The sequence below is a fragment of the Burkholderia sp. SR8 genome, assembly GCF_052851275.1.
Genome location: NZ_JAULUC010000014.1, coordinates 43,997 through 58,899 on the forward strand (window position 1 = coordinate 43,997; position 14,903 = coordinate 58,899).

The window sequence follows — 14,903 nt, forward strand, 5'->3', positions numbered from 1 at the left end:
GGCGGGGCCTTGCAGCGGTCGCGCGCCCAGCGTGTCACGCGTCGCGCGCGTCCGGACTATAGCCGAGTTCGTAAGACAGTTTCTGCGCGCAGGCACGCAGCGCGGTATCCATCTCGCCGCCCCACGCGATGTCGAACATGCCTTCCTGGCCGAGCGCGACGATCGCGAGCGCGAGTTCGCCGACCGCGTCGAACACCGGCATGCAGAACGCGTGGATCGTCGGCAGCAGCATCCCCTCGACGCGCGCGGCCTGGTGCGCACGCACGTCGGCGAGCACCGCTTCGACTTCGTCGAGCGTGCGCGGGCCACCGTGATGCGGCGAGCGGCGCGTGTCGGCGAGTTCGCGCTCGAGCATCGCCGCGGTCTTGCTGCGCGGCAGGTACGCGGCGAACAGCAGGCCCGTCGCGGAGCCGAGCAGCGGCATCACGTCGCCGAGCTTCAGCGACGCCTTCGCGGGATGGCTCGATTCCATCCAGTGCACGATCGTCGGCCCCTGGTTGCCCCACACCGCGATGCCGACCGTCTGGTCGACGCGGTCGCGCAGCTCGGTCAGCGCGATCCGCGCGAGCTTCACGCCGTCGACGCGCGCGAGCCGCGCGAGCCCCATCTGCAGCGCGAAGCCGCCGAGTTCGTAGCGGCCCGACACGGGATCTTGCGACACGACGCCGAGCCGCGAGAAGCTGACCAGATAGCGGTGCGCCTTCGCCGGGCTCATGCCCGCGCGCTGCGCGAGATCGCGCAGCATCATCGCGCGCGGCTCGCTCGTCAGCACGTCGAGCAGGCGGAAGCCGACCTCGATCGACTGGATGCCGGAGCGGATCTTCTCGCCGCCTTCGCCGTGCTCGCCGGAGCCGGCGTCGTCGGTATCGGAATCAGCGAGATCGTCGTCGGGAAGCGGGCTGGCGGGCATGGGCAACGGGGCGCGACAAGGCGGCAAGGGTCGGGACGGAAACGGCATGCACGATCGTGGCGCGCCGCACGGATTCACCATCGTAAAATAGATTCCCTCCATCGTCACTACAACGGCAGATACCCCATGAAACTTGCATCGCTGAAGGACGGCACGCGCGACGGCCAGCTGATCGTCGTGTCGCGCGACCTGCACACCGCGGCGATCGCCGACGCGATCGCGCCGACGCTGCAGCGCGTCCTCGACGACTGGGCGTTCTACGCGCCGCAACTGCGCGACCTGTACGACGCGCTGAACCACGGCCGCGCACGCAATGCGTTCGCGTTCGATCCGGCGAACTGCATGGCGCCGCTGCCGCGCGCGTTCCAGTGGGCCGACGGCTCCGCATACGTGAACCACGTCGAGCTCGTGCGCCGCGCGCGCGGTGCCGAGATGCCGCCGGAGTTCTGGACCGATCCGCTGATGTACCAGGGCGGCAGCGACGATTTCCTCGGCGCGCGCGACGACATCGTGTGCCCGTCCGAGGAGTGGGGCATCGACTTCGAGGCCGAGGTCGCGGTGATCACCGGCGACGTGCCGATGAGCGCATCGCCCGACGACGCGCTGAAGTCGGTGCGGCTCGTCACGCTCGTGAACGACGTGTCGCTGCGCAACCTGATCCCGGCCGAACTCGCGAAGGGCTTCGGCTTCTTCCAGAGCAAGCCGGCCACCGCGTTCGCACCGGTCGCCGTGACGCCCGACGAGCTCGGCGACGAATGGCGCGAAGGCCGCGTGCACCGGCCGATGATCGTCCATTGGAACGGCCGGAAGGTCGGCCAGCCCGATGCGGGCACCGACATGGTGTTCCACTTCGGCCAGCTGATCGCGCATGCGGCGAAGACGCGCAACCTGCGCGCCGGTTCGATCGTCGGCTCGGGCACCGTGTCGAACAAGGACGCGAAGCGCGGCTACTGCTGCATCGCCGAGAAGCGCTGCCTCGAGACGATCGAGCACGGCGCGCCGCAGACCGAATTCATGCGCTATGGCGACACCGTGCGCATCGAGATGTTCGACGCGGCCGGCAAGTCGATCTTCGGCGCGATCGAGCAGTCGGTCGCGCCGCCCGACGGCGCGGCCTGACGCACGCGCGACTGCGCGCGACACCCGGCCGCGGTCCGCGCGCCGGGTTTCGCCCGATGTTTGCCCGCGCGGGCTTGGCTACACTCGATTCAAGCGTTTCAAACGTTCAACGCGTTTCAAGAACCCGGAGCTGCGCATGGCCGATCTCGCCGCATACAGCGGTTACGAAGCACTGAAAGTGACGCGCCGCGAGCACGGCGTGCTCGACATCGTGATGAGCGGCGAGGGCGCGAACCGCAGCGGCCTCGCGACCGCGAACGAACGCATGCACCGCGAGCTCGCCGACATCTGGCGCGACGTCGACCGCGATCCCGACACGCGCGTCGCGGTGATCCGCGGCGAGGGCAAGGGCTTTTCGGCGGGCGGCGATCTCGCGCTCGTCGAGTCGATGGCGAACGACTTCGACGTGCGCGCGCGCGTCTGGCGCGAAGCGCGCGACCTCGTCTACAACGTGATCAACTGCAGCAAGCCGATCGTGTCGGCGATGCACGGGCCGGCCGTCGGCGCGGGGCTCGTCGCCGGGCTGCTCGCCGACATCTCGATCGCCGCGAAGGATGCGCGCATCATCGACGGCCATACGCGGCTCGGCGTCGCGGCCGGCGATCATGCGGCGATCGTGTGGCCGCTGTTGTGCGGGATGGCGAAGGCGAAGTACTACCTGCTGCTGTGCGAACCGGTGAGCGGCGAGGAGGCCGAGCGGATCGGCCTCGTGTCGCTCGCCGTCGAGCCGGCCGACCTGCTGCCGAAGGCGTACGAAGTCGCGCAGCGGCTCGCGCACGGTTCGCAGACGGCGATCCGCTGGACCAAGTACGCGCTGAACAACTGGCTGCGCAGCGCGGGGCCGGCGTTCGATACGTCGCTCGCGCTCGAATTCATGGGTTTCTCGGGGCCCGACGTGCAGGAAGGCATCCGTTCGCTGCGCGAGCGGCGCGCGCCGGACTTCCCGGGCGGCGCGCCGTTCTGACGCGCTATCATCGAACCAAGGGCGGCCGCACCTGCCGTGCCGGCCGCTTCGCCCACCAGTCAACCAGGATGCCCGTATGACGAACGATGCCTCCGGCTCCAATCCTTTCGCCGGCTTTGCCGGTTTCAAGCCTGCCGACATGCTCGACCGGATGTGGGACATGATGCGGATGTCGCCGTTCGGCGGGATGGCGTCGTTTCCGGGCGCCGCATCGGGGCTGCCGCCGTCGCTGTCGAGCATGTCCGACATGATGGCGCCGCTCACGAGCGTCGAGGAACTCGACAAGCGGATCACCGATCTGCGCGCGGTCGAGCAATGGCTGAAGCTCAACCTCGGCATGCTGCAGTCGGCGATCCAGGCGCTCGAGGTGCAGCGTGCGACGCTCGCGACGCTGCGCGCATTCGGCGCGTTTGCGCAGAGCTCGATGTCGGCGGCCGAAGAAGCGGCGGTCGCGGCCGCGCAAGCGGCTTCCGCGCCGCGCGCCGATGCGCAGCCCGCGCCGGACGCAGCTGCAGCCGACGCGCCGCCGCCCGGCGACGCCGCGCAGCAGGCGTTCGACCCGTCCGGCTGGTGGAACCTGCTGCAGGCGCAGTTCAACCAGCTCGCGAGCCTCGCGATGACGCAGCCGGGCGCGCAGCCCGCAGGGCCGGCCGACGCGTCGCCCGGGCAAGCCGCAGCGGCTGCGCGGGAAGAAGCGCCCGCACCGGCCGCTGCTGCGGCACGCAAGCCGGCCGCGAAGCGTGCGAAGCCGGCCGGCTCGGCCGCCGCGCGCGCCGCCGCCGCGTCGTCGCCGGAAACGCGTCCGCCGAAGCGCTCGACGTGACGCGAACCGGATAGCAGGTCGATCATGCGGCTCGCGCTCGTTCTGATGGGGGGCGGCGCCCGCGCCGCCTACCAGGTCGGCGTACTGAAGGCGCTGGCCGAGATCGCGCGCGAGGCCGATCCGCACCGGCATACGGTGCCGTTCACGGTCGTGTGCGGGTCGTCGGCCGGCGCGATCAATGCGACGTCGATCGCGAGCCACGCGGACGATTTCTCGCACGGCGTGCGGCGCCTGCTCGAATTCTGGGAGCCGCTGCGCGCCGACTACGTGTATCGCACCGACTGGCTCGGCATCGCCGCGGCCGGCGCCCGCTGGCTGGCGGCGATGAGCTTCGGCTGGGCGGCGCGCCGTTCGCCGCGCGGGCTGCTCGACAACGCGCCGCTCGCGCACCTGCTGCAGCGCGAGCTGAGCTTTCACCGGATCGAGCAGATGCTGGAGGCGCGGCTGCTGCATGCGCTGTCCGTGACGGCGCTCAGCTATTCGAGCGGCCGGCACCTGACCTTCTACCAGGCGGCCGAACCGATCCAGGCATGGCGGCGCGCGCAGCGCACCGCGCGGCTCGTCGACCTGTCGGCGTCGCACCTGCTCGCGTCGTCGGCGATTCCGTTCGTGTTCCCTGCGGTGCCGCTGGTGCTCGACGGGCAGATCGAGTATTTCGGCGATGGGTCGATCCGGCAGGTCGCGCCGCTGTCCCCGGCGATCCACTTCGGCGCGGACCGGATCGTCGTGATCGGCGCGGCCGATCCGCGACCCGAGATTCCGGCCGCGAACGGCTCGGGACGGGTGCGCGGCTACCCGACACCCGCGCAGATCGGCCAGCAGGTGCTCGCGAGCGTGTTTCTCGACTCGATCGGCTCGGACATCGAGCGGATCGAGCACATCAACCGGATGATCGAGCACCTGCCGCATCAGGTCGAAGTGGACAGCGGCTGGCGGCACGTGGACGTGCTCGCGATCGCACCGTCCGAGCGCATCGAACTGATCGCCGCGAAGCACCTGAAGCAGATGCCGGCAACGATGCGCGGGCTGCTCGGCGCGATCGGCGGCAGCCAGCCGGCCGGCGCGTCGTTCGCGAGCTACCTGCTGTTCGAGGAAGCGTTCACGCGCGAACTGATCGAGCTCGGCTACCGCGACGGGCGCGCACAGCGCGACACGCTCGCCGACTGGATCGCGCGGGCCGACGGCGGCAGCGCGCCGGCGGCCGGCATGTCGCAGGAAGACGGGCGTGCGGCCGGGGAAATGCGGGTCTGACGCGGCCGGCGGCACCCGGAACGGCGGCGGGGCACCGGAACGAGCGGGGCACGGGAACGAGCGGGGCACCCAACGAGCGGGGCACCCAACGAGCGGGGCACCCAACGAGCGGGGCACCCAACGAGCGGGGCACCCAACGAGCGGGGCACCCAACGAGCGGGGCACCCAACGAGCGGCAGCTTACATATCGGTTGCATTTTCGCGACGCGCGCCGCGACCGATCGCCGCACCCTCGCGGGCGCCGCGCCAACGGGCCGGCGTCTCGGAACCGTCATGCGCGCGTGCTATCATGGCCGCCGCCGTATACACCATATCGAACAGCCCGCCGGGCAGGCGGCCGCGCCGGAATCCTTTCAGGGAGCCGCGTGGCGCCGTGGCGGGCTCGCCACCGAGCCGGCTTGCTCCGGCCCCCACATCAGGCACGCGCGGTCGGTTCCGTTCGAGCGGAGCGGGGCCGCGGCGTGCCGCACGGCGGCGGCGCGGCCGCCCGGCTGCCGGACGCGGAATGTGCGTCCGGGGGCGGGATTCACGCGTAAAATTAGAGTCTTGGCTGCAAAAAAGCGCGCTCGCGCGCCCACGCGGCAACAGTCACGTTTAGAGAAGTCGCATTGCGCAGAACAGGGGTGGGACCATCATGAACACCATGCTTTATCCGGAACTTTACAGGTCGCTCGAAGCTGTCCGCTGGGACATGGAGAAGGACATTCCGTGGGACAAGTTCGACGCTTCGCTGCTCACCGACGAGCAGGCGAAGACGATCAAGATGAACGCGATCACCGAATGGTCGGCGCTGCCCGCGACGGAAATGTTCCTGCGCGACAACCAGCACGACAGCGATTTCTCCGCGTTCATGAGCGTATGGTTCTTCGAAGAGCAGAAGCATTCGCTCGTGCTGATGGAATACCTGCGCCGCTTCCGGCCGGAAATGGTGCCGACCGAAGAGGAGCTGCACGCGGTGCGCTTCGAGTTCGACCCGGCGCCGCCGCTCGAGACGCTGATGCTGCACTTCTGCGGCGAGATCCGCCTGAACCACTGGTATCGCTGCGCGGCCGACTGGCACACCGAGCCGGTCATCAAGCACATCTACGAAACGATCTCGCGCGATGAAGCGCGCCATGGCGGCGCGTACCTGCGCTACATGAAGAAGGCGCTGAACAACTGCGGCGACGTCGCGCGCGCGGCGTTCGCGAAAATCGGCGTGCTGATGGCGTCGGCGCGCCGCACCGAGAAGCCGCTGCACCCGACCAACCTGCACGTGAACCAGGCGCTGTTCCCGCGCGACACCGTGCAGTCGCGCCTGCCCGATCCGGAATGGCTCGAGCGCTGGCTCGACGAGCAGATCCGCTTCGACGGCGAATGGGAAAAGAAGGTCGTCGAACGGATCCTGCACAACCTGTCGATCCTGTTCGAGCGCACGTTCGCGACCGCGCAGGAGCTGAACCGCTACCGCAAGGAAGTCACCAGCCGCCTGCAGTCCGACAGCGGCCCGTCGTCCGCCGCGCAACCGGCCTGACGCCGCGCGGCGGCGCAGCCGGCGTGAGATGACGCCGGCCGCAGTCGCCGCGGTGCATCCGAATCCATCCGGACCATGAGGCCCGCCCGATCATCCGGCGGGCTTTTTATCTGGCGCCGCCAGATTCCGTCGCGGCGCGCACCGCGCGCCGCTCACTTCATCCGATATCCATCATGCCCGCTACCTTTGAACGCAAGCTGATCACCCGCGACGCGCTGGTTGCCCTGCGCGCGTCGCTGTCTTCGCCCGTCGTGTTCACGAACGGCGTGTTCGACATCCTGCACCGTGGCCACGTCACGTATCTCGCCGACGCGAAGGCGCTCGGCGCATGCCTGATCGTCGGCGTGAACAGCGATGCGTCGGTGCGCATGCTCGGCAAGGGCGACGACCGTCCGATCAATCGCGAGGAAGACCGGATGGCGCTGCTCGCGGCGCTGGAAAGCGTCGACTGGGTCGTGAAGTTCGAGGAAAAGACGCCGGTGTCGCTGATCGAGGCCGTCCGTCCGGACATCCTCGTGAAGGGCGGCGACTACGACATGGACGCGCTGCCGGAATCGGCGATCGTGCGCGGCTGGGGCGGGCGTGCGCTCGCGATTCCGTTCGAGCACGATCGCTCGACGACCGCGCTGCTGAAGAAGGTTCGCGCGCAGCAGTCCTGACGCATGGGCCGCGCGGTCAGGGCGCGGACGCCGGCAGCGGCTCGGCGGTGACGCCCGGTGCGGCGATCGGCGCGCCGATCACCGGCTGGTCGGTCGCTTGCATGAGCGGCATCGCATGCAGCGCGGCCGGCTGCACCTGCCGGGACAGCACGCCCGGCTCGCGCGGGCCGGCGGCCGGCACCGGGCCGAACACGCCGCGCACGGCCACGAAGGCGAGCATGTTGGCGAGAAAGAGAACAGCGATCAGCCAGCGCAGCATCGTCGAAACCCCTCGTCGTCATTCAGTCGTTCAGTCGTTCGACCGGCCGTGTGGCCGGCATCGTCGCCGCAGCCGGTGCCGCTTCGGGCGGCCGGCTGTCTGCATGGGCGCAGCCCGCGGCGCCGTGTTCCCGTCGTCACCGTGACGAAGCCCGCAACGGGCTTGCGTCGACACGGCCGGCGCGATGCCGGCCGGTTGTCGGTCAATCCTGCGCCGCCGCTTCTGCAGCGATCAGCGCAAGCCCCGACAGGATCAACGCATCGTGCCGCGTATGCGGCAGCGTCAGCACGCGGGCGACGTCGTCCGCCGCACCGCCTGCGAGCACGAGCCGCACCGGCGCCTGCCACGCGTCGGCGAGATCGCGCCACGCGCGTTCGATCAGCCCCGCCTGCGCGTACAGGCAGCCGGCCGATAGCGAGCGCGGCGTATCGACCTGGAACGGCTCCGCGTGCGCGCCCGCGAGCAGGCCGCTCGCGATGTCGGTGGTCAACGTCGGCAATTGCGCGGTGTGCGTGCCGAGCGCGCGCATCATCAGCGCCCAGCCCGGCGCAATCAGCCCGCCGGTGAAACGGCCGTCCGCGCGCAGCGCTTCGAGCGTCGTCGCCGTGCCGAACGTCGCGATCAGCAGGTGTTCGCCGGGAAACGCCGCGCGCGCGCCGATCAGCCCGGCCCAGCGATCGCTGCCGAGCTGTTCGGGTGTCGTATAGCCGTTCGTCACGCCGCATTGGGCGGGCCGCGAGCGGATCGTCGTGCGCGGCAGCCCCGGCCAGCGCGCGTCGAGCAGCGCGTCGAGCCGCGCGGCCACGTCGGGGCCCGCGACGTTCGAGATCCATGCATCGCGCGGACGCGGCAGCGTCGACCAGTCGGGATCGGCACCGCCGTCGCGCGCGTGGCCGAACGCGCCGGTGTCGGCGAGCGTGCGCTGCGCGTCGGCGAGCGCCCACTTGATCCGGCTGTTGCCGGCGTCGATCAGCAGATGCGTGCCGCTCATTGCGCTTCGCGCAGCGATACGTCGCCGGCCGCGATCGCCTGCACGCCGTCCGGCGTGTCGAGCAGCAGCTGGCCGGTCGCATCGATGCCCGTCGCGATGCCGCGCACGCGTTCGACGCCTTGTTCGAGCAGCACGACCTCGCGCCCCGCATACGCATGCAGCGCGTGCCAGCGCGGCAGGAACGGCGCGAGCCCGTCGGTGCCGAACTGCGCGAGTGCGGGCGTCAGTGCGTTCAGCGCCGCCGCGAGCGTGTCGGTCAGGTTCGCCGACGCGCAGGCGGTCGACAGCGCGGCCGGCGGCAGCCCGCTCGCGAGCGCCGCTTCGCGTGCGCGCAGCGCGTCGACCTGCGCGGCGACGGCTTCCGCGCCGCGCACGTTGATGCCGAAGCCGATCACGACGGCGGTCGCATCGGCGGTGGTCCATACGGTTTCGATCAGGATCCCGGCCAGTTTGCCGACGATGCGCGGCGTGCCGTCGTCGGTGGCCGTCAGCAGCAGGTCGTTCGGCCATTTGAGCGCGACGCGCGTGCGGGCATCGAGCGGCAGCGCGGCGAGCCCTTCCGCGAGCGCGACGCCGATCGCGATGCTCAGGCCGCCGAGCGCGTCGACGGGACGCGGCACGATGCAGCCGACCGAGCACAGCAGTGCGTTGCCGGGCTGCGCGAACCATGGGCGGCCTTGCCGGCCGCGGCCGGCCGTCTGCTCGAATGCGACGCGCACGAGCGGCGCGGGTAGCGCGTTCGCCGTGCGCGGCAGCGCCTTCAGGCGCGCCGCGACGTCGGCGTTGGTCGAGCCGGTGGCGGCGACGATGTCGAGCGGCCACGCGCGCGGCGCGGCATCCAGGTGCGCCTCGAGCCGGCCGCGCGCGATGTGCGCGTCGCCGGAATCGGGCGTGTCGGAGGAGGTGGGGGCGTTCATGGCGCCTATTGTAGCGACAGGGGGCGTTGGTGCGCGCTGGCGGGCGAGCGCAACCTGCAGGACGACACGGCGCGGCTCAGTGCCGCTTCTCGATCCGCTCGAGCGCGTTGATGTCGTGTTCGGACATCACCTCGGGGGCGAGCGGCGCTTTGCCTTCAACGCCGGGCCTTGGCGGACCGAGAACGAGGAACGTAGCGCCACCGACGCCGCGCGGACGACGCATGCGAAGCAACCACCGTTCGGCCAGGTCACGCTCGCACCCGCCCGGCCAAACGGCCGTCAAGGCGCAACCACCGGATGCTTCAACGCATGCGCGGTCTCGATCCACTGCGCGTGGAATTCGTCCGCGTCGGGCTTGAGCCCCAGCTCGCCGTTGCGATATGCCATCGCGAGCGTCTGCACGGCCTCCGGCAGCTCGTGTTGCGCCGCGCGGCGATACAGCGCGAGTGCGCGCGCGTCGTCGCGCGGCACGCCGCTGCCGTCGCGGTACGCGTTCGCGAGCATGAAGTCCGCGGCCGGGATGCCGGCGCGCGCCGCGAGCGCGAACCAGTGCGCAGCCTGCACGGGGTCGGCCGCGATGCCGTAGCCGCTGCGATAGATCAGCCCGAGGTAGTAAGCGGCGGCCGGATCGCCGTGTGCGGCGGCGGCACCCAGCAGCGCGCGGGCGCGTGCGTAGTCCTTCGGGAGGTCGCCGCTGCCGAGCAGCAGCGCCTTGCCGAGCGCGAGCTGCGCGCGCCGTGCCGCCGGCGCGTCGGCTTGCCCGTCGGCCTGCGCGGCGGTTTCGAGCCAGCCGCGGCCTTCGTCGCGCAGCACCGGTTCGCGCGCATCGACGAGCGCGATCCCGAGCGCCGCCTGCGCGTCGCCCGAGCCACGCCGTGCGAGGGTGCGCAACTGCGCGAGCGCGTGCGGTTCGGCGGCCTGCGCGACCATTACCTGCCATTCGTCGATCTGCGCGGCGCTCGGCGCGGGGCCGGCGGCGCGCCAGCCGGTCGCCGCGGCGGCAGCCGCGACGGTCATGGCCGCCGCCGCGAGCAGCGCGGCCGGCGGAAGCTTCGCACGCAGCAGGCGCCGCGCGGCAGCGCTGAAGCCGGCCTCGGCCGGCCGCATCGTCCGGATCGGTTGCATCGCGGGTCTCATGGTCATTGCGTGAGGTCGATCTCGTAGATCGCGAGGTTCTTGCCCGACCCGTCGTCGGCCGCGACCTGCGTGATACCCGTCAGCCCGGCTGCCGTCGCGTCGCCGAGGCGGTTCGGCGCGGATGTGAACCGCACGTGCGCAACCGAGCTCGCGAGCTTCGTGAAGCGCCAGCTGCGCTGCGCGCCGTCGGCTGCGCGCGTGATCGCGCCGCGCTTCTTGATGAACGCGATCAGCACGTCGCGGTTCGCGTCCGGCGACGCGAAGATCGTCTTGCTGCCGTCGAGTCCCGGGAAGTTGCCGCCGCCGCTCGCGCGGTAGTTGTTGGTCGCGACGATGAACTGCGCGTTCGGGTCGATCGGCGCGCCCTTGTACGCGAGGTTCCGGATCCGGCTGCCGACCGGCTGCGTGACGTCGATTTCGTACGCGAGATCGGCGGACGTGAACATGTCGAAGTTGTAGCCGGGGAAGCTGCTGACGAGCGGCTGCACGGTCGCCTTCGCCGGGTCGATCGTGTTGAAGCGCTTCGCGGCCGTCTCGAGCCAGTTCTTCACGTCGCTGCCGCTCACCTTCACCGCGTACACGGTGTTCGGATACAGGTACAGGTCGGCCGCGTTGTTGATCGCGAGTGCGCCCGGCGCGACGTCGGTGTAGTCGCTGCCGCCGCCGAAGCCGCTCTTGAACGGCGCACTGACCGACAGCACCGGCAGCGACGCGTATTGCGGCAGGTTCGCCTGCACGTAGGTCTTCACGTAGTCGGCCTGCGCCTCGTTGACGATCTGGATCGCGCCCGGATCGCCGACGTCCGCGAAGTACGAGTTCATCCGGTAGTCGGTCGAGCCGATCGGCGTCTTCACGTAGTCGATCGTCGCCTGATGCTCGGCGGCGATCGCGGCGGATACCGACGGATCGGCGGCGACGTAGCTCTTGTCCGCGTTCTGGATCGGCCGCGCCTCGACGGTCGTCAGCGACTGGTCGACGCTCCAGCTCTTGCCGTCGAACTTCAGGCCGAGCTTGATCACGCCGAGATGCTTGCCCCAGTAGTTGGCCATCACGGTCGGCACGCCGTTGACGGTGCCCTTGACCTTGTCGACGCCCGGCAGGTTGAACTGCGCCACGGTGCTGTTCGCGTCGGGGAACACCTGGTGCGAGTGGCCGATCAGCATCGCGTCGATGCCGGGCACCTTCGACAGCCACCAGCTGCCGTTTTCCATCGTCGGCGAGTACGCGGAATTGTCGAGGCCGCCGTGCGAGATCGCGACGACGAGATCGGCGCCCTTCGCGCGCATCTCCGGAACGTACTTCTCGGCCGCTTCCTTCAGCCCGGTCGTGTAGACCTTGCCGTCGAGCCAGCGCTTGTCCCAGTTCATGATCGCGGGCGGCGTGAAGCCGATGATGCCGACCTTCACCGGCGCGCTGACCGTCTTGCCGTCGGGCGCGACGGCCGTCACCGTGCGCGTGAGGATCGTGTACGGCGTAAACAGCGGCGCGTTGGTCTTCGCGCTGATCACGTTCGCGAGCACCTGCGGGAAGTTCGGGCCCGCGCACTTCTTCTGCTGCGCGGGCGCCGGCAGCCCGTCGACGTCGAACGTGTTGCCGGTCACCTGCGACAGGTACGGCAGCCCGTAGTTGAACTCGTGGTTGCCGATCCCGCCGCCGTCGAACTTCGCGGCGTTCATCACCTTGTAGATCGCGAGCGTCTGGTCGCAGCCGAGCGGCTTCACGAGCGCCTGGTAGTCCGACAGCGCGGTGCCCTGGATCGTGTCGCCGTTGTCGAGCAGCAGCGTGTTCGGATACTGCGCGCGGGCCTGCGCGATCAGCGTCGACACGCGCTCGAAGCCGAGCGAGTTGTCGGCGGCGAGCTTGAAATAGTCGTACGACAGCACGTTGGTGTGCAGGTCGGTCGTTTCGAGCAGCGCGAGCGTGGCGGTCGTGCCGGCGGGCGCCTCGGCCGGCGTCTGCGACGGCGGCGCGGCGACGTCGTCGCCGCCGCAGCCGGCGACGACGAAGGCGAGGCTGGCGAGCGCGGCGGCGCCGGTCGCGCGGCGGCGGGAAAGCGGGGGAAGACGCATCGGTTGTCCTGTTCGGGGTTCTGTTCTATGAGTCGCGAGATGCGCGGCGGGAGCGCGGCGCGGGTGCCGACGGCCTGATGTGCGGCGCGTGAGAGTATCGAAAGGAAACGTGACGGCAGAATGAAAGGTTGCGCGGCGGACGCGCGGCGGCCTGCCCGGGCCGCGCGCCCCGGCGGAAATCCTCACGTCGCGGCGCCGGGCGGTTCGCTACAATGGCCGCTGTCATCCTTTTGCAAACAACCCGCCCGTGGACTTCGAGACTCCTCCCGGCCTGTCGGTCGACGCCGGCGGTCAGGGCCAGACGGTGCGCCTGTACGGCCAGTGGACCGCGCTCGCGCTCGCCCGCAACCGTGGCGCGGTCGCGCGCCGCGTCGCGGGCATCGCGTCCGGGCGCGTCAGCGCATGGGATCTGTCCGGCATCGAGCGGCTCGACCACGTCGGCGGCCAGGCGCTGTGGCGCGTGTGGGGCCGCAAGCTGCCGGCCGGCGTCGAGCTGAGCGCCACGCAGCGCACGATCTTCGAGCGGATCGAACGCCTCGACAGCCAGCGCGAGGCGCCCGAGCGCGTCGTGCGCTTCGATCCCGTCACGCGCCTCGGCCTGGGGATCTTCGCGTTCGGCGAACACCTGCAGGGCGGCATCGCGATGTTCGGCCTCGTGATCCTCGACGCGCTGTCGGTGCTGCGCCACCCGAAGACGATGCCGTGGAAGGAAACCTCGGCGAACATCTACAGCGCCGGCACGCAGGCGCTGCCGATCACCGCGCTGGTCGCGTTCCTGATCGGCATCGTGCTCAGCTACCTGTCCGCGCAGCAGCTGCAGATGTTCGGCGCGAACCGCTACATCGTGAACATCCTCGGGCTGTCGGTGATCCGCGAGCTGGGGCCGGTGCTGTCGGCGATCCTCGTCGCGGGCCGCTCGGGCTCCGCGATCACCGCGCAGATCGGCGTGATGCGCGTGACCGAAGAACTCGACGCGATGCGCGTGATGGGCATCCCGCACGGGCTGCGGCTGATCCTGCCGCGCGTGCTCGCGCTCGGCGTCGCGATGCCGCTGCTCGTGATGTGGACCAACATCATCGCGCTGACGGGCGGCGCGCTCGCCGCGAAGCTGGTGCTCGGGATCGACGTCAACTATTTCGTGCGTTCGCTGCCGGGCGTCGTGCCGATCGCGAACCTGTACATCGGCATCGGCAAGGGCGTCGTGTTCGGCATGCTGATCGCGCTGGTCGCCTGCCATTTCGGCTTCCGCATCAAGGCGAACTCGCAGAGCCTCGGCGAAGGCACGACCACGTCCGTCGTCACGTCGATCACGGTCGTGATCCTCGCCGATGCGGTGTTCGCGATCCTGTTCCAGAACGTGGGGCTCGGATGAGCGCGTCGAACGAAACCGCCGCACACGCCGCGGCGATCAGCGCGGGTGCGGTCGGCACGCCGGCGGCCGCGCCCGGCGACGACCTCGTGATCGAGGTGCGCAACCTGACGAAGCGCTACGGGCGCAACATCGTTCACCAGAAGCTCGACTTCGACGTGCGGCGCGGCGAGATCGTGTCGATCGTCGGCGGCTCGGGCTCCGGCAAGACGACGCTGGTGCGGCAGATCCTCGGCCTCGAGCGGCCGACGTCGGGCACGATCAAGGTGTTCGGCGAGGATACGTCGCAGATCGACGCCGCGACCGCGCGGATGATGCGCACGCGCTCGGGGATGCTGTTCCAGCAGGGCGCGCTGTTCTCGTCGATGACGGTCTTCGACAACGTCGCGCAGCCGCTGCGCGAGCTCGGCCGCGTGCCGCCCGACCTGCTGCACGACATCGTGATGCTGAAGCTCGAGATGGTCGGGCTGCCGTGCAAGCATGCATCGAAGATGCCGGCCGCGCTGTCGGGCGGGATGGTGAAGCGGGTCGGCATCGCGCGCGCGATCGCGCTCGAGCCCGAGCTGCTGTTCCTCGACGAGCCGACCGCCGGCCTCGACCCGCAGGCGTCCGACGAGTTCGTCGAGCTGATCGCGACGCTGCACCGCACGCTCGGTCTGACGGTCGTGATGGTGACGCACGATCTCGACACGATGGTCGCGCTGTCGACGCGCGTCGCGGTGCTGGCCGACCGCAAGGTGCTGGTCGCCGCGCCCGTCGAGGAAGCCGCGAACGTCGACCATCCGTTCATCCACGAATATTTCCTGGGGCTGCGCGGGCGCCGCGCGCTGCAGGCGCTGCCCCCGGAGCGGCGCGCGAAGCTGCCGAAGGCGGCCCTCGAACCGGCGCTGTCGAGCGTCGAGTTGTAAGCCAGGCAAGAAGC

Annotated in this window: 15 protein-coding genes; 8 read left to right on the forward strand and 7 right to left on the reverse strand. The window is 70.3% G+C overall.

Annotated features, from left to right (window positions below; genetic code table 11):
- Window positions 1-34: 34 nt before the first annotated feature.
- Window positions 35-910 (reverse strand): IclR family transcriptional regulator, encoded by an 876-nt coding sequence (locus Q3A80_RS18785; RefSeq protein WP_446330424.1) that lies wholly within the window; start codon window positions 908-910, stop codon window positions 35-37.
- A gap of 126 nt (window positions 911-1,036) precedes the next feature.
- On the opposite strand from Q3A80_RS18785, the gene Q3A80_RS18790 reads away from it, so the two are divergent.
- The 6 genes from Q3A80_RS18790 (at window position 1,037) to rfaE2 (ending at window position 7,239) form a co-directional block, all read left to right on the forward strand.
- Window positions 1,037-2,029: a fumarylacetoacetate hydrolase family protein gene (locus Q3A80_RS18790; RefSeq protein WP_446330425.1), complete on the forward strand. Its 993-nt coding sequence runs from the start codon at window positions 1,037-1,039 to the stop codon at window positions 2,027-2,029.
- Window positions 2,030-2,165: 136 nt separating this feature from the next.
- Window positions 2,166-2,993 (forward strand): enoyl-CoA hydratase/isomerase family protein, encoded by an 828-nt coding sequence (locus Q3A80_RS18795; protein ID WP_446330426.1) that lies wholly within the window; start codon window positions 2,166-2,168, stop codon window positions 2,991-2,993.
- Between the two features lie 76 nt (window positions 2,994-3,069).
- A complete protein-coding gene (locus Q3A80_RS18800) occupies window positions 3,070-3,816 on the forward strand; it encodes a PhaM family polyhydroxyalkanoate granule multifunctional regulatory protein (RefSeq protein WP_446330427.1) in 747 nt (248 codons plus the stop codon).
- Between the two features lie 24 nt (window positions 3,817-3,840).
- The gene (locus tag Q3A80_RS18805; protein ID WP_446330428.1) at window positions 3,841-5,067 is read left to right on the forward strand and encodes a patatin-like phospholipase family protein; all 1,227 of its coding nucleotides are present in this window, start codon (window positions 3,841-3,843) and stop codon (window positions 5,065-5,067) included.
- A 634-nt stretch (window positions 5,068-5,701) separates the two neighbouring features.
- Window positions 5,702-6,580 carry a ferritin-like domain-containing protein gene (locus tag Q3A80_RS18810; protein ID WP_446330429.1) on the forward strand — a complete coding sequence of 293 codons (879 nt, stop codon included), beginning with the start codon at window positions 5,702-5,704 and terminating at the stop codon, window positions 6,578-6,580.
- Window positions 6,581-6,753: 173 nt separating this feature from the next.
- Window positions 6,754-7,239, forward strand: a complete 486-nt coding sequence (gene rfaE2, locus Q3A80_RS18815; protein ID WP_446330430.1) for a D-glycero-beta-D-manno-heptose 1-phosphate adenylyltransferase — start codon at window positions 6,754-6,756, stop codon at window positions 7,237-7,239.
- 16 nt (window positions 7,240-7,255) lie between these two features.
- On the opposite strand, the gene Q3A80_RS18820 is transcribed toward rfaE2, so the two are convergent.
- The 6 genes from Q3A80_RS18820 to Q3A80_RS18845 all read right to left on the reverse strand — a co-directional run bounded on the left by Q3A80_RS18820 (window position 7,256) and on the right by Q3A80_RS18845 (window position 12,612).
- Window positions 7,256-7,498, reverse strand: a complete 243-nt coding sequence (locus Q3A80_RS18820) for a hypothetical protein (protein ID WP_446330431.1) — start codon at window positions 7,496-7,498, stop codon at window positions 7,256-7,258.
- Between the two features lie 202 nt (window positions 7,499-7,700).
- Window positions 7,701-8,489, reverse strand: coding sequence for a type III pantothenate kinase (locus Q3A80_RS18825; RefSeq protein ID WP_446330432.1), 789 nt, complete (start codon window positions 8,487-8,489; stop codon window positions 7,701-7,703).
- Window positions 8,486-9,406, reverse strand: coding sequence for a biotin--[acetyl-CoA-carboxylase] ligase (locus Q3A80_RS18830; RefSeq protein WP_446330433.1), 921 nt, complete (start codon window positions 9,404-9,406; stop codon window positions 8,486-8,488). Before Q3A80_RS18830 ends, Q3A80_RS18825 begins: the two co-directional genes overlap by 4 nt.
- Window positions 9,407-9,482: 76 nt before the next feature.
- Entirely contained in the window at window positions 9,483-9,629 is a 147-nt protein-coding gene (locus Q3A80_RS18835) for a hypothetical protein (RefSeq protein ID WP_446330434.1), read from the reverse strand.
- A gap of 56 nt (window positions 9,630-9,685) precedes the next feature.
- Window positions 9,686-10,531: a tetratricopeptide repeat protein gene (locus Q3A80_RS18840; protein WP_446330435.1), complete on the reverse strand. Its 846-nt coding sequence runs from the start codon at window positions 10,529-10,531 to the stop codon at window positions 9,686-9,688.
- Between the two features lie 14 nt (window positions 10,532-10,545).
- Window positions 10,546-12,612: a bifunctional 2',3'-cyclic-nucleotide 2'-phosphodiesterase/3'-nucleotidase gene (locus Q3A80_RS18845; RefSeq protein WP_446330436.1), complete on the reverse strand. Its 2,067-nt coding sequence runs from the start codon at window positions 12,610-12,612 to the stop codon at window positions 10,546-10,548.
- Window positions 12,613-12,859: 247 nt separating this feature from the next.
- Here Q3A80_RS18845 and Q3A80_RS18850 point away from each other — a divergent pair, with 247 nt between their 5' ends.
- Entirely contained in the window at window positions 12,860-13,984 is a 1,125-nt protein-coding gene (locus Q3A80_RS18850) for an MlaE family ABC transporter permease (RefSeq protein WP_446330437.1), read from the forward strand.
- Entirely contained in the window at window positions 13,981-14,889 is a 909-nt protein-coding gene (locus Q3A80_RS18855; protein ID WP_446330438.1) for an ABC transporter ATP-binding protein, read from the forward strand. Before Q3A80_RS18850 ends, Q3A80_RS18855 begins: the two co-directional genes overlap by 4 nt.
- Window positions 14,890-14,903 lie beyond the last annotated feature (14 nt).